The sequence below is a fragment of the Ruegeria sp. CF1 genome (assembly GCF_056537445.1).
This window is the reverse complement of sequence record NZ_JBQFRN010000011.1, coordinates 77,496-96,332: the sequence shown is the minus strand read 5'-3', so window position 1 is coordinate 96,332 and position 18,837 is coordinate 77,496. Positions and strand designations below refer to the sequence as shown.

Below are 18,837 nucleotides of genomic sequence, written 5' to 3'. Positions count from 1 at the left end.
TGGGGTTCGCCGGGGACGTTAGTGCAGCAAGTCGGCGGCGTCCATGGCTGGAACGACCAATTTTTGGGATTCAAAATGTCGTTTTATCGAGAGCAATCACAGATCGATCTCGATCACCCCGTCTGCCCGGGCCGCCCGGCTTTGGCACAGTATGATCGCACCTTCGCGTTGTTTGTTGGACAAAACGAAATCGCGGTGTTCGATCTCACCTGAAATCACGTCACATTTGCAGACCCCGCAGATCCCATCAGCGCATTTCACATCCACGTGAAAGCCCGCCTCATTAAGTACCTGCGCCGCATCTTTGTCAGCGGGTACAGTCAACTCCCGACCCGATTTCGCCAATTTCAGAGTGAACGGATGGTTCTCATATTCGGGCTGTTCCGGCACCGAGAAATATTCGAGATGCCGTGCACCTTCCGGAAACCCCTGCCGTTCGGCTGCGTGAATGACGCCGTCCATATAGCGGTCAGGGCCGCAGGTATAAACGTGCCATCCGTCCTGATATCCGCCCAGAACAGCCTCCAGATCGGCCCGTGTGCCCTCGTCCGAGAAGTGATAGTGCACGTGATCGGCCCATGGCACAGCCGCCAGATCATCCAGATATCCGGCACCTGCTCGTGTGCTGGCGGAATAGTGTAACTCGAACGGTTTGCCCATCGCATACAGTCGGTGGGCAAAAGCAATCATCGGCGTGATGCCAATACCACCGCCCATCAGGAAGGTTTTGGTTGCAGTCTCGTCCAGATCAAAATGGTTTATCGGCTTTGAGATGAAGACCTTGCGCCCTTCGTTGAAGATGCGATGCAGCAAGGCCGAGCCGCCGCGCCCCTCATCCTCGCGCAGCACGCCGATCTGATAAGTGTTGCGGTCGGAGGGATCGCCCGACATCGAGTACTGCCGCAGGAATTCGGGCGAAACCAGCACGTCCAGATGCGCGCCCGCAGTCCATTTCGGCAAGGGCGCACCGTCGAGGGTTGAGAACTCGTACTTGGTGACATCCGAGGTCATCTTGTCGACCTTGGTTAGTTCCACCCGCATCACCGGGGCGTCCCCTGCGACCTGATAACGGTGGATCACAGACATATCGCCTGCCGTTTTGCGCGCTTTGTAGTCTTCAGCTGTGACCATCGCCTCATAGGCGGCAATTCCGGCTTCCCGGTCCATGTTGAAGGGATAGGGCCATGGGTGCGGAGCGAGCGGAGCGGGGTAGACCGCAAGCGTCTGATCCTCGTACTTCAAATCGAGGTCTTTTTGTAGGTCCCGCCGGTTCAATGGGTGCTGCGACGGGCGATAGGCCCCGTCAGGTTCCAGCTCGATATCCCACCACCATTTCTTGATGTTATTTAGACCACCATTGCCGACCGCATCATCCAGTTTGGCCAATGCAGGCGCGGCCTGCGGAATATTCATCGCGGCCCATCGGAACGGGCGTTCCTTGAATATACCTTCGAGATTCCATGGGCAGGTCTTCATGCATCGTCCGCACATCGCCCCCCCGGGCGTGGTGATACGGTAAGTGGCGCATTTCTGGCTGTCGGATTTCCAGATTTCATAGCCGTTGAACATCAGCTTTGGCCCGGCAGTGATCGCGCCCGAAGGGCATTCCCGAGCGCATTTGTTGCAGCTTTCGCAAAACGTCTGAAGGCCGAAATCGATGGGCTTGTCATGCGTCATCGGCATGTCGGTTGTCACGACACCGGATTTCAGGCGCGGGCCAAGATAGGGGTTCAGGATCACCTCACCGATCCGACTGACCTCGCCCAACCCCGACAACAGCAGCAGCGGCGGTTGCAGCACCTCGCCATCCATCACCGTATGCGCCTTGGCCTTGTAGCCGAGATTTCGGATTTGCTGCGCGATCACGCCCCCCAGCAGTGAAAACCGCAGGTAGGCGCGCATGGATTGGGCCACGCTGATCCAGTCATCCCCGCTGGCGCCTTCCATCGTCTCATAGCCCTGGTCGATGATCATGCTGATCGCCTGATCATGGGGCGGAACGATTTCTTCTCCGGTGGCGTCATGGGAATACCAGCTCCACTCGGGGCACCGGCTGAGCCCGACCGCATCGACCCCAAGGAAATAGGTTGCAGCCTTGATATTCGCGGCATTTCTTTCGGTATCTGTGGGCTGTACAGCCTCGGCGCTGTCACCGTCCTGCAGCAAAACAAATGCGCCCAGCGCGCGGCGTTGGGCGAAGCTGGGGGCGGATTTGCGCACGTAATGCCCGCCCTTTGTCGCATCCTGCAGCGATTTTCCCATGTCGCCGAACTGAGCCCGCGCAAACATGTCTGCGCGTTTGGGCACCCGGGCTACGTTTTGCTCGTCGATATAGGTGGTCGGTGTGTCGACTCGTTTGAGGTTTTCAAAAGGATGTGCCCCGTCCACATAGCGCCGCTTGGCATAGGCATCCCGGTTCAGAGCGTTCTTGGCGAAGCCTGCACCCAGCCACCATGCAGGTCCTTGCGTGCGGAACCACGGTTGTTCGGCCAGCGGTCGCAAGGGTCGGTCATGCGCGATCTCCATTTCGGTGGTCACAGCGGCCAATCCGAACCGCTTACCCAACCAAGGCACCACAACCGCACCATCCTCAACCGAGGCCAGACCCGCAGCAACTGCCAGCTTGCCCAGATCAACCTCAGAGGACATCGCCGTATGCGCCCGCGCATCGAAACCCAGGAGGCGGATGTAGTTGGCAATGACCACAGCATTCTCGGTGGCAAGCAAACAGGCGCGGTGATCCTGCGCATCCATGATCCAATCGGACCCGGGCTCCGAGGGGTCCGGATCGCGGTTGAACTCATAGAGAAACACGAGCGTATGGCGATGACGGTCCATCGGGCGTGGCGCGGCCTCCATGCTTTCTTTTAGATCCGCCATGATCACATCGATGCCCGAGGCCAGCGTTTTGGTTTGCCGCGTCCTAAGCGCATGTGCCAGCCGGTCGATATCCGGGTTGCGCCGAGGCTCAGCCAACATCGCCTCCGCGGGTAGCGGCCCGCAGCCCATCATCGACGCATCGTTGAAATAGCCAAACGCTTTCAGATGATTGGCACGATCTGCTGGGTTGGCAGGAATTTCCGATGCGACGGGGTTCACAAATCCATCCCGAATTGCATCCATCATCGCCTGAAACTCGCCCATCGCATTCACGATGCTTTCGGGCTGCTCGGGCTTGCGAAAGCTAAGCGCACACATCGGTTCGACCTGCGCCAGATCAGGCATCCGATCCAGCCGCGCCAGCCGTTCCAGCGGGAACGGACCCATGTGAACAGGCCTGTTCTTGTCCGAGAAAAAGCGGATCCCCATCGCGCGCCTCCAGTTAGCTGCCCTTTCCCCTACCCCGGCATGGACACCAAAACCATTCATGAATAATCATAAATGATATGAGCAGAATTGATTTCACAGATCTGGACGGCAAGGTCCTACGGGTGTTCCTGACGATACTCGAAGAAAGCTCGGTGTCGAAAGCTGCCGACCGGTTAGGGGTGACGCAATCGGCCATCAGCCATACGCTGGGCAAGTTGCGGCAAGTGCTGGGCGATCCACTATTTGTCCGATCCGGTCAGGGGCTGACCCCGACCGAACGCGCTTTGTCGTTGAAAGAGCCGGTGCAACAGGTGCTGGACAACATGCGCGCCCTGACAGAAGGTCGCCCGTTTGATCCGCTGTCCGAACAGATGGACATTCAGATCGCCACCAACGACATGCCGCGTGAGTTGATATTTCCCGAACTTCTGCGGGCGACACGCGCCGAAGGCGTCAGGTTGCGGCTGGAGTTCATCCCGTCGGGTGTTCCCGACCCGGACTTGCTGCGCAGCGACCGGTGTCAATTGATGCTCACCCCGCTGCCACCGGACGGGCCGGATATCTTTCAGAAGCGGCTGATCACCAGCCCGTTGTTGGTATTCTATGATGCCGCTCTCCGTGATCCGCCTGAGGATTGGCGGTCCTATTGCAATAGCGATCATGTCGAGGTGCGATTTGCCGACGGGCGCAACGCCCGTGCCGTGATGCGTGGCGTGGATCAAAGCCAGATCAGACCGCCCGTCGTAACCCTGCCGCATTTCAACGCGATCCCGCCATTCGTGAAAGGCAGCGACCTGATCTCGACCGATACGGAGTTGATGAAATGCGGGCCGCTTGCCACGCTGGACAGTGCGCCACTGCCGTTCAAATGCGAAGCAGTGTCAATCTATATGGTCTGGCACCAACGCTCGGCCAACGACCCGGCACATCGTTGGTTACGCGACCGGATCGACGCGATTGCGGCCTCGCTTCAGACCTGAGATAGCAACCAGTCGCGCATTTGTTTCACCAGTTCCGGTTGGCGCGGTTTCTGCGGGGTGACGATGAAAAAGCTCAGATCGTCAACCAGCACCTCAGAGAGCGGCTGCACCAACCGACCCGAAGTCAGTTCCGCAGACACAAGTGGCGCATTGGCAAGTGCAAAGCCTTGCCCCGAGACAGCGGCGTCTATCGCCAGACTTGTCTGGCTGAAACTCATCATCCGTGGCTTCCCCTCGACCCCGGCGCGTTCAAGAAACAACGGCCACAGCCCATGGGAATCACTGAGCAAAACGTGTTGCATCAGGTCGTCTGGACCTGAAATTTGCGATGCGAGGTCCGGACTGCCCACGACAACGAATTCGGTGGAGAACAAAGGTGTTGCTTGCAGATCTCGAGCAACCTGTGAACGGCTCTGGCGTACTGCAATATCGATTCCATCAGACTGGAAATCCGCCAACCGCTCGCGCGCGTCAACCTGCACCGAGATATCGGGGTAGCGGGTCACAAAATCGTTCAGACGCGGAACCAGCCATTTTGAGGCAAAGCTGGGCGTGACCGAGATCGTGATCTGCCGCTGATCAGCCAGCTCATCGACAGCCTCTTCAATCAGCCGAAACGCCCGACGCAGCGGCGCGTGGAACCGACGCCCCGCTTCGGTCAGGCGCAACCCACGCGGAAGGCGTTCGAACAGCGCCGTCCCTAGCCGCGCTTCCAAGCCGCGCACCTGTTGCGCAACGGCCCCTTGGGTTACGCCGATTTCTTCCGCAGCAAGACGAAAATTCAGATGGCGTGCCGAGGCCTCGAAGGCGCGCATCGCGTTGAGAGGTGGAAGAGCGGGCATAGCTAAACTGTAGATTTTCTACTGTCACTGCGCAACAGAACTGATTGGTCAAATCGAGGTTACTGCGCCATCTTCTTGCGAAACAAGGCATAGGAGCGTGAAGATGGAAAAAGTAGCTTTGATCACCGCAGGCGGCAGCGGCATGGGCGCGGATTCCGCGCGTAGACTGGCGGCTGATGGCTTCAAAATCGGCATCCTGTCCTCGTCGGGCAAGGGCGAGGCGCTGGCACATGAATTGGGCGGTGTGGGCATCACCGGCTCGAACCAGTCAAATGATGACCTGCAAAAACTGGTTTATGCAGCAATGTCCCATTGGGGGCGGATCGATGTGCTGGTGAACTCAGCCGGGCACGGGCCCCGCGCTGCGGTGCTTGAGCTGACCGATGAGGACTGGCACACCGGCATGGATGTCTATTTCATGAATGCCGTAAGACCTACGCGGTTGGTGACCCCTATCATGCAAGCGCAGGGCGGTGGATCGATTATCAACATCTCAACCTTTGCTGCGTTTGAACCGGACCCGGTTTTTCCTACCTCGGGCGTATTCCGCGCCGGGCTGGCGGCGTTTACCAAGCTGTTCTCGGACAAATACGCCGCCGACAACATCCGCATGAACAACGTCTTGCCCGGGTTCATCGACAGCCTTCCGGAAAAAGAAGAGTTCCGCACACGCATCCCGATGGGCCGCTACGGGCGCAGCTATGATGAGATCGCCTCGGTCGTGGCTATGCTCGCCTCCGAAGGCGGAGGCTACATAACCGGGCAGAACATCCGCGTCGATGGCGGTATCACCCGGTCTGTCTGAACTCAGAACCGCGCCTTAACAAGATGTGTCAGCGCCGCGCCGGTTTCGAAGAAAGCGCGGCGCAGACCAGTCCAGTTTTCGCTATACTCAGCCACTGACGGAACCGGCAGCAAGGACGGATCGTCCTTGAGCAGGCTTTTGGCCATCAAACGCCCGAACACGGTGCCCGGCCCGATCCCACGCCCCGAAAACCCATGCGCTGCTAACGCATTTGGACCGATCAGAGTGATTTTGGGAATATGATCCGAAGTCATGGCAATCCGCCCATGCCAGCCCTCAATCAACGGCTGATCCGCCAATTGCGGATAAAGTGCAGCCAGTTTGCGCTTGATCCAGGATTTGTGTGCAAATCCTCCGGCGCTGCTCAGATCGCCCATGCCGCCAATGATGAACCGTCCTGCATGGTCCAATCGGAAGGATGTCATGATCAGGCCCGTATCCCAGCATCCCTCTGCTTTGGGCAATATGCTGGCCCGCAGGTTATGAGACAGCGGCGCGGTGGCGTATTGGAAGTAATAGACCGGCACATAGTCGGGCGCCATATCGGCGATGCCCTGATGATAAGCGTTGGTCGCCTGAATAACCGATCTTGCGCGTACGGTTCCACCATCCCCCTGCAGCACCCAAGCCCCGGCTTCCTGCCGCAAAGATCGAACCGGGCTTTGCGTATATATCTGCGCCCCCGCATTCTGTGCGGCGCGGGCCAGTCCCACCGCATAGCCCAGCGGCTGAATTGTACCCGCGCGGGGGTCAAACAATGCGCCGTGGACTGCCGGACTGCCCGTCCGCTGGCGCGACGCGTCAGGATCGAGCAATTCGACCAGCGCACCAGAAGCGCTCAGCTGTGCGTGGCGTGTACGTAGATCACCAAAGCCCGAGGCCGAATGAGCACAGTGCAACGTGCCTTGCCGCTCAGGCTCGCAGTCAATCCCGTGCGCTTCAATCAACTCGAACACGTCTGACGGCGCGTTAGCCAGCAGATCGATCAACCGATCCCCCGCCATTTGCCCCAGATGTGACCGAATTTGATCGGGTGGCAGCCAAAGCCCTGCGTTGACGAGACCGACATTCCGCCCCGATCCACCATGGCCGATCTGATGCGCTTCGAGCAGGCACACCGAAGCCCCCGCTTTTGCTGCGGTCAAGGCCGCAGAACACCCGGTGTAACCACCGCCGATCACGGCAAGATCAACGCTTACGTCATCAGACAGCTTTTGCGTGTCGATACGCTCGCGACAGGTCTGCCGCCATAACGATTGATCATAGTCGCGCATGCCCGGGCCTCGCCAAAGTTTCGCCGATCATCAGGCTGGTCTCAGTTGGTTGCAAGGGCGCGCTGGTCAGCCCGCCCCATGGCGATGAGGAATGGATCCGCCTCCTGATGCGACTGGAATGACGCCTTGTCGGTCATGCCCCGCCAGCGCCCCAGTGTCAGTGACTGCGCCACCGCGCCGCTCAGCGTTGCACCGGGGCCGGTGACGATGAACAGATCGGGCGCGAACTCGCGTGCGGCCGTCTGGATCGCATGGGTGAAGTCATAGGTCTCGGTCACCTGATGGCCCAGCGTGTAGTCCCACAACTCACTCGTGTCAGTTGCGCCGGGCCACCAGATTTTGCCACGCCCGTCAATCATCGGGAACTTGGGCTGAGCAAAAAGATCAGAACTCAATTGCGCCCGACCTTCCGCCGCCACCGGGGCCTGCAGCGCCGTATGAAAGGCGGCGTGATTGGCCAGCCGCAATGGGAACCGATCCTGCACGGTGGGGTGTGCCGCCCCAAACGCCGTGAGACCCGCCTCATTGCCTGCCAATACCAGCATCCCGCCCAGATCGATCGAAAGCGCCAGAGAATGATCGCGCGACGCATCGATCCTCGCCACCTCATCCAGCAATGCGGCTTTGCGGGCAGGATCATTCGCCCATGTCTCATCGACGAATGGGTAAACCAGTTGACCGCCGATCAGGTGCTTCTGCATCAGCGTGCCCATCGTATTGACCACGCGAAACCCGTTCCCAGGGGTCAATGCCCCTGCGGTGGCTAGCGCAATATACCAGCCCATCGAGTTACCAGTGACGGCGACGACTTCAATATCGTTGGCCAATGCCTGCGCATCGGCCAACGCGGCAGCATAGATCAGGGGTGAGGCCACATCGCCGCGCGAGTACTTCCCGACGCTAAAGCGATCAGCCCCATCCAAGGCAGTAATCGCATCCTGTCCGGTTCCGGCGCGAATGGCGTCGAAGCTGCGGAACAAGTCCATACGATCCGAATGATGTTGGTGCAGATAGCCCAGCTCAGGCTTGTTATAAGTGCCCCGGCCCGGGCAGATCACAACGGCGGTGCGGGTCATGAGGCTGCTCCTGTCAAAGCCAGCGCTGCGGCAACGATATCGTCTTTCGAAGGAAGAGGTGCGGCATAGGCGGGGCCAGTTGCAATAAAGCAATCCTCGGCCACAACGCGGGCAGTTCGAGTAGAAGAACTTTGTTCGGCGAAGAAAGTCATCAGCGCCTCGGACTGGCTGCCGGTCTTGCGGCATTCGTCGACGATCAAAACATGCGCGCATGTTTTGGTGGCTTCGCGCAAAGCCTCTTCTGGCAGAGGAGCTAGCCAACGCATATCGATAATCCGGGTTTTCAGACCCGCCGCCTCAATTTCTGGCAGGGCCTGTTGCGACAGGTAATGCCCGTTGCCATAGGTCACGATGGCGAGATCGGTACCGTTCCCGTGTACTCCCACCTCGCCCAGCGCAATTTTCTGATCCCGCGCAGGATAGATGGTCATCCACCCGCCATCCTGCGCCGCATGCAGATCGCGCATCGGGTAGAGTGCGATCGGTTCAAGAAACACCACGACCCGCTGCTCTTCGCGCGCCAACCGCACGCATTCGCGCAGCATCAGTGCTGCATCGGCCCCGGTCGACGGGCAGGCGATGATGACACCAGGGATATCCCGCAAGACGGCCAGAGAGTTGTCGTTATGGAAATGCCCGCCAAAGCCCTTCTGATATCCCAGCCCCGCAATCCGCAGCACCATAGGGTTGGTGAACTGCCCGTTCGAGAAGAACGGCAAAGTTGCGGCTTCGCCCCGAATCTGGTCCTCGGCATTGTGCAGATAGGCCAGAAACTGGATCTCGGGGATCGGGATGAAACCGTTATGGCCCATACCGATCGCGAGACCCAGAATGGATTGTTCATCCAGCAGCGTATCAATCACGCGGTCCGGACCAAAGCGTTGCTGCAGCTTTTGTGTGACGCCATAAACGCCACCTTTGCGGCCCACATCTTCGCCCATGCAAACGATCTCGGCATGTTCCAACATCAGATCGGTCAGCGCCCAGTTGATCAGGCGGCTGAGCGGCTGCGGCTCATCCATCGCGCGCATATCTGCGCCAAAGGTCTTCGCACGCGCCTCAGCGCTCGGGCCGTTGGTCGGTATGCAAGAGCGCTTAGGCGGGATCAGGCTTGCCATCACTTCGGTCGCATTGGCAAGATGGGGACGGCTGGCAGCCTCTGTAGCCACACGATCCGTTCGGGTGCAGGTATCGCTGTAGATTTTTAACGCCTGATCCGGCGACAATGCACCCGCCTGATCCAGCAGTCGTACGGTGTGCAAAAGCGGATCATTGGCCTCATCCGCCTCAACCTCAGTTTTCGGCAGATAGGTCGTGGGCACATCCGCCCCGGCATGGCCATAAAGCCGCACGGTTCTGAGATGCAGGAAGGCCGGTTTCCTGCGCTTGCGGACATAATCTGCAGCCTCTTTCGCGACCGCATGGGTTTCATAAATGTCCAACCCATTGGCCTGAAAATACTTGATCCCCGGACGATGCTCCATCGACGCCTGAATCCAGCCCTTGGGCGTTTTGACCGAAATCCCGATCCCGTTGTCTTCACACACGAACAGCAGCGGCAGCGGTGTCGATTGCACACTGGTCCAGCCTGACGTATTGATCGCCCCCTGCGCGGTGGAGTGATTGGCCGAGGCATCCCCAAATGAACACATCGCAATCCCGTCTTCCGGCAACACGCGATGTTCGGGCGCATGTCGCCGGGCTGCCCCCAGCGCATAAGCCGCACCAACGGCTTTGGGCAAATGGCTGGCGATGGTCGAGGTCTGCGGCGGGATCATCAGCGCCCTTGATCCCAACACCTTGTGCCGCCCGCCCGAGGTCGGGTCCTCTTTCGAGCACGCAAAGCTGAGCAGCATATCCCACGCGATCTGCTGGCCCGGCACCTGTTCGGCACGCGCGATCTGAAACGCAGCATCCCGGTAATGCAGTAAGGCAATATCGCTTGGGCGCAATGCGTGCGCGACGGCGGCCATCCCTTCGTGGCCAGATGAGCCGATGGTGTAGAACCCCTGCCCTGCCTTCTGCATCGCCCGGCTGGTCCGATCCAACGCGCGGCTGAGAACTTGCGACCGGAATAGCGAAACGGCTTCAGCATAGCCCAGACCGACGCGCGGCGGGGCTCCGTCGGGAAAATCACGATTTGCGACACGGGTCAGGAAATTCTCATGTACGATCTGGGCGCGGTCCATGTCTCTCGCTTTTGTCTTGTTGGTGTCATCGGCCTTGGGGAACCTCTGCGCGGGTGCGACCCGCTTGCTGATTTGTCCCGCGCTCCGACGTGAATTTCAAGATCGCGGATGGCGCGGCACCCTCTCGGCCACAAAGGTGATGTGGCGCACCAGTCATCGCTCTGGCGGCAGGAAAAAACCAGTGCTATTGCGTTCAATAGGTATGAGGAATTGTCATATGATTGCACCCCGCCGTTTCTTGCCTTCAATCTCGTCCTTGCTTGCGCTTGAAGCCGTAGATCGGCTAGGCAGCGCATCTGCTGCTGCAGCTGAGCTGTCCTTGACACAAAGCGCGATCAGCCGGCAATTGAAGACGTTGGAGGATCAGCTGGGAGTCCAGTTGATCGAGCGTAGCCAGATGCGACTGCACCTGACGCCTGCAGCCAAAGTCTATGTGCAAACCGCAAGGTCTGCTGTTCAGAATCTGGCGCAGGCCGCACTGAAACTCAAAGCCAATCCGGCGGGCGGGTCACTTGACCTGTCGATCCTTCCAGCGTTCGGCATGCACTGGCTGGCACCCCGCCTGCAGCATTTTGCGCGAGGTCATCCCGAGGTTACTGTCAATCTGGGGACCCGCCTCAAACCGTTTGATTTTACGACTGAGCCATTTGATGCCGCGATCCATTTCGGTCAGCAGGATTGGGCGGGCGTTCAGTATCTGCCGATCATGCGGGAAGAGGTCCTGCCGGTCTGCGCCCCTGCCCTTACCGCCTTCAATTTCAGTAACTTGGATGCTCTCCGCGCCGCGCCACTGCTGCATCTGGAGTCGCGTCCGGATGCCTGGGAGCGCTGGTTTGAGATACAGGGCCAGCCCGTCACCGGCCTGCGGGGGATGCTGTTCGATCAGTTTTCGACCATGATTCAGGCCACGATTCATGGGTTGGGCGTGGCTCTGTTACCGTCATATCTGGTGCAGGATGATTTGCGCACCGGGCGGCTTGTCCAGGCATGGGACGGACCGCGCGTGAGCCTTGGCAGCTATTATCTGGTCTGGCCGCATGACCGCTCGATGCCCGAGCCGTTACGGTCTTTCCAAGCCTGGATCAGTGAACAGATTGGGGCAGACGCCCACGCCTAACGCAACCTCAGAACTTACCGTTATCATTCTTCCATTCGCTGCGTGGTGCGATGGCCTCAACCGTGTCCCAGTGTTCGACGATCTTGCCATCCGCAACGCGGTACAGATCATAAAATGCGCTGTGAGTGCCCTGATATTCACCTTCGCACACGGTCAGTACAAAATCCCCTTCCGCCAATACCCGATGCAGATACTGATAGTTTAGGGCGTTCCTATCGGCCAATGCGGTCCTCAAGGCAGTCAAGTCATCCGAGAGCTGCGGGCTGTGTTCTACGTAAGCGGAAGTATTGATACAGGCCTCTATCTGGTCGAGATCCCCGGCAATCAACACGGTTTCGACGAAGGCGCGAACAAAGGCCCGGTTCTCCTCGGTTTTCTCGACATCCCGAACTTCAGTCGGACCATCCACCATACTGTGATCCGAGCTGTTTGGCCCCAACCGCTTCTGGATATTGTCCCAATGCTCAACCGCTTGCCCGTCTTCGAACCGGAACACTTCGAAGCCGATATTCCGCCGTGAGAAATCATATTCCGTATGTGCGAAGACAAAATCGCCGTCTTCAAAGGCGCGTACGATATTCACGCGCGGTGAGGTCTGAGACAGCCGTTTGAATAGGGATGCAAGACCCTCGCTGCCTTCATGGGTTTGCGGATTGTGCTGGATATATCGGGCTTCATCTACCACCGACACCGGGCCCGGATCGCCCGTTTCGATGCTTTTGAGCAGGGCAGATATGCGATCTTTGTTGGACTTCTCCATACCAGGTTCCCTCCAAGTCTGACTATTCCGTGATCACAATGACAGGCGAAGTGTCAGGCATCAACGCCAGCAACAGCCAAACCCTGCGCGGCCTTCGGCCTTGCGTCCGGCGGACGGTAGCGGGGCCAGGCAAGCGCGGGCTGCGCCCGCGCTTGCCTGGCCCAACGGGATGAGACGTTCCGCTAGGAATGTCGAAGACGGGCGGGAGTGTTTTGGTTCAGACGTCCAGCGAACGGGCGATGAGTTCTTTCATGACTTCATTCGTCCCGCCATAAATCATCTGGACCCGCGCATCTGCATAAAGCCGCGCGATTGGGTATTCCATCATGAACCCATAGCCGCCGAACAGTTGCAGGCATTCGTGCATCACTTCGTTCTGCACCTCAGAGCCCCAGTATTTCACCATCGAGGCCGTCGCAGCATCCAATTCACCGGCCTCCAGTTTACCAATGCAGTCATTGACGAAACTGCGCAGCACCTCGGCCTTGGTTTTACACTCGGCCAACTTGAAACGGGTGTTCTGGAAATCCATCACCCGCTGTCCGAACGCCTTGCGCTCCTGCACGTATTCCACCGTCTGCGATATGGCGAAATCGATCGCGCCCAGCGCCATGATCCCGATGGTCAGCCGCTCCCACGGCAACTGCTTCATTAGTTGATAGAACCCCTGCCCCTCTTCCGGGCCCAGCAGGTTGGTCATTGGCACCTTTACGTCTTCAAAGAACAGCTCAGCCGTATCGTTGCCCTTCATTCCCAGTTTCTTGAGGTTCCGCCCCCTCCGGAATCCATCAGCCCCGTCGGTTTCGACCACAATCAGAGAGACACCCTTCGCCCCTAACGACTTGTCAGTTTTGGCAGCCACGATAACCAGATCAGCCGATTGCCCGTTGGTAATAAATATCTTGGACCCGTTGAGCCGATAAGAATTGCCATCCTTCTCAGCGGTCGTCTTCACGGCTTGCACATCCGATCCCGTGCCCGGCTCGGTCATGGCCAGCGCGCCGATCATCTCACCCGAGGCCAGTTTCGGCAGCCACTTCTGTTTCTGATCCTCACTGCCATAAGCGGTGATGTAGTGGGTCACGATAGACTGGATGCCATATCCCCATCCTGCGTCCCCGCGCGCAGTCTGCTCATACAAAGTAACGGAATCGAAACCCATCCCGCCGCCGACGCCACCATATTCCTCAGCAATCGAACCGGCCATCAGACCCGTCTCTCCCGCCTGCAACCAAAAGGTACGATCAACCGCCCCGTTCTCGGCCCATTTCTCGGTATTGGGTACCAAGGCATCATCCATGAACCGGCCCGCCATTTCAGCAAACATTCGGTGTTCGTCAGTAACCCAGGCGGCGGTGCTGGTAAAAAGCGACATCAAATAGCTCTCCAGATCAGGTGTTTGCCCAAAACTAGCCGGGTGTGTGATTCCTTCCAATCCATGTGACGTGGCGTCCAGGACAGATACTACGCAACGTCCTTGGCACCGTTGCCGAATTTGGGGCCAAACGTTCACATCTGTGTTCCCACGCCTGACAGAGCAGGCCATCATCGACCATATTGCGCAAACGCCCCGGAAGACCCAGGAGACAGCATAATGCCCCGCGCCTTTTCTGAACTGACCTTCACACCCGCCGTTCGCGCCCATCAAGAACGCATGGGATCCGCAGCGACCTACGCGAAATTCCTGAGCCTAGGACCAAAACAGGGCCACCAAATCGGACCGACCGAAGAGGCGTTCATTCGCGCCCGCGACGGGTTCTATCAGGCCACCGTCTCAGAAACCGGCTGGCCTTATGTGCAGTTTCGCGGTGGGCCGATAGGGTTTCTGAAGGTGCTGGACCCGCACACCATCGGCTATGCGGACCTGTCTGGTAACAAACAATATATCTCGCGCGGCAACCTGGATGGAAACGACCATGTGGCGTTGATCTTGATGGATTACGCGAACCAGCGCCGTCTCAAGATTCTTGGGCGGATGACATTCAAGGAAGGTGCCGCGGCAGCAACTGATCTTTACATCGAAGGCTCCGAGACCGAGGCAGAACGGGCCGCGATCATCAAAGTTGAAGCGTTTGACTGGAATTGCCCCCGCCACATCACGTCGCGCTTTACCGAGGCCGAGCTTCGGCCACATCTGAATGATCTGGGTCAGCAACTGGCTGTTCTGCAAGCAGAAAACCAGCGTTTGCTGCGGGAATTGGCTGAGCTCAAAGCTGCTGGCGATATACGAAGCTGAAATCCGCGCCAGTTCAGATGTGAAACGAATGGCGCGCGATCCCTATGGATCTGGGCAGCAAATTGTGACGCAGGGTTGCCCTTTGGCCCAAGCTTTGCTTTGTCCTTTCTAAACATCACGACCTGCCGTCCGCTCGAGGCAGGAGCGGATAACAGAGAGGATCATCACATGGCAAAAGTTGCGTTCCTTGGCCTAGGCGTCATGGGCTACCCGATGGCCGGGCATCTTCAGGCTGCCGGCCACGAAGTCACCGTCTACAACCGCACCGCATCCAAGGCCGAGGCTTGGGTCGCCCAGCATGGCGGCGCGATGGCCCTGACACCGCGGCAAGCCGCAGAAGGGGCAGAGTTCGTGATGGCCTGCGTTGGCAATGACGACGATCTGCGTATGGTTTGCACAGGTGAAGATGGCGCCTTTCACGGAATGGCCAAGGGTGCGGTATTTGTTGATCACACCACCGTCTCGGCCAAGGTCACGCGTGAGTTGTACGAGGCTGGCATGACACAGGGGGTTGCTTTTGTGGACGCCCCGATCTCGGGCGGTCAGGCGGGAGCCGAAAATGGTGTGCTATCGATCATGTGCGGCGGTGACATGGACGCTTATCGTGCTGCTGAGCCAGTGATGCAGGTCTATTCCAAAATCTGCCGCCGCATTGGGGACAGCGGCGCGGGTCAAATGACCAAAATGTGCAACCAGATCGCGATTGCAGGGCTGGTGCAGGGCCTGAGCGAAGCATTACATTTTGCCGAAAAGGCTGGGCTGGATGGTCGGGCTGTGGTCGAGGTGATTAGCCAAGGCGCGGCAGGCAGCTGGCAGATGGCGAACCGGTATGAGACCATGCTGGATGACCATTTTGAGCATGGCTTTGCAGTCGACTGGATGCGCAAGGATCTGGGAATCTGTCTAGATACCGCCAATGAGACCGGGGCTTCACTACCAGTGACGGCGCTGGTCGACCAGTTCTACAAAGACGTGCAGAAACTTGGCGGGGGCCGGTGGGATACGTCCTCGTTGTTCAAACGGTTGCGAGCACTGGACTGAGCAAAGGGGGGGGCTGTCTGCCCCATCGCGCCAGGGCGCGACTCCGCCCGAAGATATTTTTGGCCAGATGAAGAGGATCACCGTGGCAGTTGCAAGAGATAGCGCATGAGCGACTTGAACACTTTCTGGGCTGGTCGCCTGCGTGAACACTGGGGTCTGGACGCCCGTCTGACGCGTCTGGATGGGGAGTACGACCTCAACTTTCTGGTCGAAGCCACCAACGGGCAGGATTATGTGCTCAAGGTGATGCACGCGGGGTGCGATGCGGCATTGGTCGATCTACAGATCAAGGCGCTGGGACATCTCAGCGCAGCAGCGCCCGGATTGCCCTTTCCTGCCGTTTATCCCGATTTGAACGGGATGATGTTGCCTGAGATTGCCGACGCGCATGGGCAACCGCGACAGGTCTGGCTGCAGGAACGACTGCCGGGGGCATGCTATGCAAGCAGCGCGCCCAAGACCGAAGACCTAATACTAAAACTGGGCCGTGTTCTGGGCGCAACCGACCGGGCGCTGGAGGGGTTCACCCACGAGGGCTTGCATCGCGCCGATTTCAAATGGGATTTGACGCGGGCGAGTTGGATCGTCGACCAACTAGAGGCCATCTCTGATCCGGCACGACGCGCGCGCGTTCAACAAATCACAGCGGATTTTGAGGCGATCTCTGATCAACTGGGTGCATTGCCAAAACAGGCGATTCACAATGATGCCAATGATTACAATATCCTTGTTGAAGGCAATCTGGGCGAACGACGCAGCATCTCGGGTCTGATCGATCTTGGCGACATGTGCGCGGCGCCGCGCGTTTGCGATCTGGCTATTGCCGGGGCCTATGTCGTTCTGGAGCACCCTAAACCCGAGCGCGCATTGGCTGCGCTGGTACGCGGTTATCACGCCGCCAATCGGTTACGCCCGGATGAGATCGACCTGATCTGGCCTTTGTTGCAAGCACGGTTGGCGGTGTCCGTGGTGAATTCGACGCTGATGGCGATTGAGAACCCGGATGATCCGTATGTCACGATCAGCCAGGCCCCGGCGTGGCGATTGATTGAAAATGAGGCAATCAATGGCGCACTCATGCCCGCCCGATTGCGCGCCGCGTGTGGCTTGCCCGTTGTGGATGGGGCCGAGCGCATCCATGCCTATCTGTCCAACCATCGTGGACATTTCGCGCAGATGTTCGGGCAGGATCTGAGCGACACGCCAATGGGCTCACTGTCGGTGGAGAACTCGACCTGGCCGCAAAACCCGTTCCACATGCCGCTGGACGAGGCGGCGCGGGTCGGTGAGGAGTTTGGGGAAGGTCCCTGGCTTGGGTATTACAGCGAGCCTCGCCTGATCTATGCTGAGCCGGGGTTTCGCAAGGGACCGTGGAAAGCGTCGGATCGGCGCACAGTGCATCTGGCCGTGGATGTGTTTGCACCCGCCGGAACAGTGCTGCATGCACCTCTCAGCGGTCGGGTCGAAGCCGTTGAAAACAGGGACGCGCATCTCGACTATGGCGGGGTTGTGATCCTGCACCACGAAACGCCCGAAGGGGATGCATTCTACACGCTTTATGGCCATCTGGACCCTGAGGTGAGTGAGCGTTTGAAACCAGGTGACCCGGTGGCTCAGGGTGCAGCTTTTGCCCGTCTGGGCGATGCCAGTCAGAATGGCGGATGGGCCCCGCATGTGCATTTCCAACTGGCGCTGACGACCGACGGTATGCAGGCCGACTGGCCGGGCGTAGCGGATCCTGATGAGCTCGAGCTTTGGCACGCGGTCTGCCCCAACCCCGCAGCACTGTTGAACTTGCCTGATGAAAAGATTTTCTATCGACCAACCGACAAGCAGGCGATCCTACAGGACAGGCGCGAACACTTCGGCGGCAATCTCAGCCTGACATACGACGACCCGGTCATGCTGGTGCGTGGCTGGAGGCATCACCTGTTCGATGAATGGGGGCGACCCTATCTGGATGCCTACAACAACGTTCCGCATGTAGGCCATGCGCATCCGCGTATTCAGGCGGTTGCAGCGGATCAGCTGAAGCGCATGAATTCGAACACGCGCTATCTGCACCCGGCGCAAACCGCCTTTGCCGACAAGGTATTGTCGAAACTGCCGGATCACCTTGAGGTCTGTTTCTTCGTCAACTCAGGGACTGAGGCCAACGAATTGGCTCTGCGTCTGGCGCGCGCGCATACCGGGGCAAAAGGGATCGTGACGCCCGATCACGGCTATCACGGCAACACAAACGCTGCGGTGGCGATCTCGGCCTACAAATTCAACAAACCTGGCGGTATTGGGCAGGCAGATTGGGTGGAACTGGTTGAGGTCGCGGATGACTATCGCGGTTCGTTCCGGCGTGATGACCCCGAGCGTGCCCGGAAGTTTGCTGACCTGATTGATCCGGCGATTTCGGCATTGCAGGCAAAAGGGCAAGGCCTAGCCGGGTTCATCGCTGAAACATTCCCCTCAGTCGGGGGACAGATCATTCCACCAAAAGGCTATCTGTCTGCGATATATGAAAAAATCCGTGCCGCCGGAGGGGTCTGCATTGCCGATGAAGTCCAGACTGGCCTCGGGCGCCTGGGCGACTATTACTTCGGCTTTGAACATCAGGGCGCGTTGCCTGACATCGTGGTAATGGGGAAGCCCATCGGCAACGGCCACCCGCTGGGTGTGCTGGTCACTACCAAAGAGATCGCCGAAAGCTTCGACAACGGGATCGAGTTTTTCTCGACCTTCGGCGGCTCAACCCTGTCCTGCAGAATCGGGAAAGAGGTGTTGGACATCGTCGATGATGAAGGCTTGCAAGAGAACGCCCGTGTGATGGGGGCTCACCTGCTGGATGGCCTCAAACAGATCGAAGCTGACTTTGGCTGTGTCGGCGATGTGCGCGGTATCGGCCTCTTCTTGGGTGTGGAACTGATTAACCCGGATGGCTCGGAAAGCGGTGAGATTTGCAGCTACGTCAAGAATCGGATGCGCGATCATCGCATTCTGATCGGTAGCGAGGGACCCAAGGACAATATCCTGAAAATCCGGCCACCGCTAACCATCGAAGCAGAGGACGTCGACATGATTCTTTGGACGCTGCGGGAGGTTCTTGGCGAAGTGGGTGACTACAGCCCTGCCCCCATGTGCGATCACGATCATCATCATGCGGGCTGCGGCTGCTGCTAAGAAACACAAACCCCAGCGAAATTGCTGGGGTTTTGTC

General features: G+C 58.6%; 13 protein-coding genes. 6 read left to right on the top strand and 7 right to left on the bottom strand.

Going from position 1 to position 18,837, the window contains the following annotated elements; all coding sequences use genetic code 11:
• Positions 1–96: 96 nt before the first annotated feature.
• Positions 97–3,309 (bottom strand): reductive dehalogenase, encoded by a 3,213-nt coding sequence (locus ACRZ96_RS17290; RefSeq protein ID WP_480814877.1) that lies wholly within the window; start codon positions 3,307–3,309, stop codon positions 97–99.
• A gap of 77 nt (positions 3,310–3,386) precedes the next feature.
• On the opposite strand from ACRZ96_RS17290, the gene ACRZ96_RS17285 reads away from it, so the two are divergent.
• Positions 3,387–4,289 carry a LysR family transcriptional regulator gene (locus ACRZ96_RS17285; RefSeq protein WP_480707419.1) on the top strand — a complete coding sequence of 301 codons (903 nt, stop codon included), beginning with the start codon at positions 3,387–3,389 and terminating at the stop codon, positions 4,287–4,289.
• Here the strand turns inward: ACRZ96_RS17285 and ACRZ96_RS17280 are convergent.
• Complete coding sequence (locus tag ACRZ96_RS17280; RefSeq protein ID WP_480707420.1) at positions 4,280–5,131, bottom strand: LysR substrate-binding domain-containing protein; 852 nt, start codon at positions 5,129–5,131, stop codon at positions 4,280–4,282. The two genes, ACRZ96_RS17285 and ACRZ96_RS17280, sit on opposite strands and share 10 nt — an antisense overlap.
• A 103-nt stretch (positions 5,132–5,234) precedes the next feature.
• Here ACRZ96_RS17280 and ACRZ96_RS17275 point away from each other — a divergent pair, with 103 nt between their 5' ends.
• Positions 5,235–5,936 carry an SDR family oxidoreductase gene (locus ACRZ96_RS17275; protein ID WP_480572295.1) on the top strand — a complete coding sequence of 234 codons (702 nt, stop codon included), beginning with the start codon at positions 5,235–5,237 and terminating at the stop codon, positions 5,934–5,936.
• Positions 5,937–5,938: 2 nt separating this feature from the next.
• Here the strand turns inward: ACRZ96_RS17275 and ACRZ96_RS17270 are convergent, their stop codons facing one another.
• Genes ACRZ96_RS17270 through ACRZ96_RS17260 form a run of 3 tightly spaced genes read right to left on the bottom strand, consistent with a single transcriptional unit; the run spans position 5,939 to position 10,475 of the window.
• Positions 5,939–7,210, bottom strand: a complete 1,272-nt coding sequence (locus ACRZ96_RS17270; protein WP_480814876.1) for an NAD(P)/FAD-dependent oxidoreductase — start codon at positions 7,208–7,210, stop codon at positions 5,939–5,941.
• Between the two features lie 41 nt (positions 7,211–7,251).
• Positions 7,252–8,286, bottom strand: a complete 1,035-nt coding sequence (locus tag ACRZ96_RS17265; RefSeq protein ID WP_480772145.1) for an ACP S-malonyltransferase — start codon at positions 8,284–8,286, stop codon at positions 7,252–7,254.
• Positions 8,283–10,475 carry a dehydrogenase E1 component subunit alpha/beta gene (locus ACRZ96_RS17260; protein ID WP_480814875.1) on the bottom strand — a complete coding sequence of 731 codons (2,193 nt, stop codon included), beginning with the start codon at positions 10,473–10,475 and terminating at the stop codon, positions 8,283–8,285. Before ACRZ96_RS17260 ends, ACRZ96_RS17265 begins: the two co-directional genes overlap by 4 nt.
• 217 nt (positions 10,476–10,692) lie before the next feature.
• Here ACRZ96_RS17260 and ACRZ96_RS17255 point away from each other — a divergent pair, with 217 nt between their 5' ends.
• On the top strand, positions 10,693–11,592 hold the full coding sequence (locus tag ACRZ96_RS17255) for a LysR substrate-binding domain-containing protein (protein ID WP_480707423.1): 900 nt from the start codon (positions 10,693–10,695) through the stop codon (positions 11,590–11,592).
• A 7-nt stretch (positions 11,593–11,599) separates the two neighbouring features.
• Here the strand turns inward: ACRZ96_RS17255 and ACRZ96_RS17250 are convergent, their stop codons facing one another.
• Together ACRZ96_RS17250 and ACRZ96_RS17245 are read right to left on the bottom strand one after the other, a co-directional pair.
• On the bottom strand, positions 11,600–12,352 hold the full coding sequence (locus ACRZ96_RS17250; protein WP_480814874.1) for a nuclear transport factor 2 family protein: 753 nt from the start codon (positions 12,350–12,352) through the stop codon (positions 11,600–11,602).
• A gap of 217 nt (positions 12,353–12,569) precedes the next feature.
• Positions 12,570–13,727, bottom strand: a complete 1,158-nt coding sequence (locus ACRZ96_RS17245; protein WP_170425647.1) for an acyl-CoA dehydrogenase family protein — start codon at positions 13,725–13,727, stop codon at positions 12,570–12,572.
• Positions 13,728–13,946: 219 nt separating this feature from the next.
• On the opposite strand from ACRZ96_RS17245, the gene ACRZ96_RS17240 reads away from it, so the two are divergent.
• The 3 genes from ACRZ96_RS17240 to ACRZ96_RS17230 all read left to right on the top strand — a co-directional run bounded on the left by ACRZ96_RS17240 (position 13,947) and on the right by ACRZ96_RS17230 (position 18,800).
• Entirely contained in the window at positions 13,947–14,588 is a 642-nt protein-coding gene (locus ACRZ96_RS17240; protein ID WP_480814873.1) for a pyridoxamine 5'-phosphate oxidase family protein, read from the top strand.
• 114 nt (positions 14,589–14,702) lie between these two features.
• The gene (locus tag ACRZ96_RS17235; RefSeq protein WP_255612153.1) at positions 14,703–15,629 is read left to right on the top strand and encodes an NAD(P)-dependent oxidoreductase; all 927 of its coding nucleotides are present in this window, start codon (positions 14,703–14,705) and stop codon (positions 15,627–15,629) included.
• Positions 15,630–15,734: 105 nt separating this feature from the next.
• Positions 15,735–18,800 (top strand): aminotransferase class III-fold pyridoxal phosphate-dependent enzyme, encoded by a 3,066-nt coding sequence (locus tag ACRZ96_RS17230; RefSeq protein WP_480814872.1) that lies wholly within the window; start codon positions 15,735–15,737, stop codon positions 18,798–18,800.
• Positions 18,801–18,837 lie beyond the last annotated feature (37 nt).

Excerpts from the sequence above, each read along its gene's own strand:
- ACRZ96_RS17265 (WP_480772145.1), bottom strand. The coding sequence starts at position 8,286 with ATGACCCGCACCGCCGTTGTGATCTGCCCGGGCCGGGGCACTTATAAC.
- ACRZ96_RS17285 (WP_480707419.1), top strand. The coding sequence starts at position 3,387 with ATGAGCAGAATTGATTTCACAGATCTGGACGGCAAGGTCCTACGGGTG.
- ACRZ96_RS17240 (WP_480814873.1), top strand. The coding sequence starts at position 13,947 with ATGCCCCGCGCCTTTTCTGAACTGACCTTCACACCCGCCGTTCGCGCC.
- ACRZ96_RS17245 (WP_170425647.1), bottom strand. The coding sequence starts at position 13,727 with ATGTCGCTTTTTACCAGCACCGCCGCCTGGGTTACTGACGAACACCGA.
- ACRZ96_RS17290 (WP_480814877.1), bottom strand. The coding sequence starts at position 3,309 with ATGGGGATCCGCTTTTTCTCGGACAAGAACAGGCCTGTTCACATGGGT.
- ACRZ96_RS17255 (WP_480707423.1), top strand. The coding sequence starts at position 10,693 with ATGATTGCACCCCGCCGTTTCTTGCCTTCAATCTCGTCCTTGCTTGCG.
- ACRZ96_RS17230 (WP_480814872.1), top strand. The coding sequence starts at position 15,735 with ATGAGCGACTTGAACACTTTCTGGGCTGGTCGCCTGCGTGAACACTGG.
- ACRZ96_RS17275 (WP_480572295.1), top strand. The coding sequence starts at position 5,235 with ATGGAAAAAGTAGCTTTGATCACCGCAGGCGGCAGCGGCATGGGCGCG.
- ACRZ96_RS17280 (WP_480707420.1), bottom strand. The coding sequence starts at position 5,131 with ATGCCCGCTCTTCCACCTCTCAACGCGATGCGCGCCTTCGAGGCCTCG.
- ACRZ96_RS17260 (WP_480814875.1), bottom strand. The coding sequence starts at position 10,475 with ATGGACCGCGCCCAGATCGTACATGAGAATTTCCTGACCCGTGTCGCA.
- ACRZ96_RS17270 (WP_480814876.1), bottom strand. The coding sequence starts at position 7,210 with ATGCGCGACTATGATCAATCGTTATGGCGGCAGACCTGTCGCGAGCGT.
- ACRZ96_RS17250 (WP_480814874.1), bottom strand. The coding sequence starts at position 12,352 with ATGGAGAAGTCCAACAAAGATCGCATATCTGCCCTGCTCAAAAGCATC.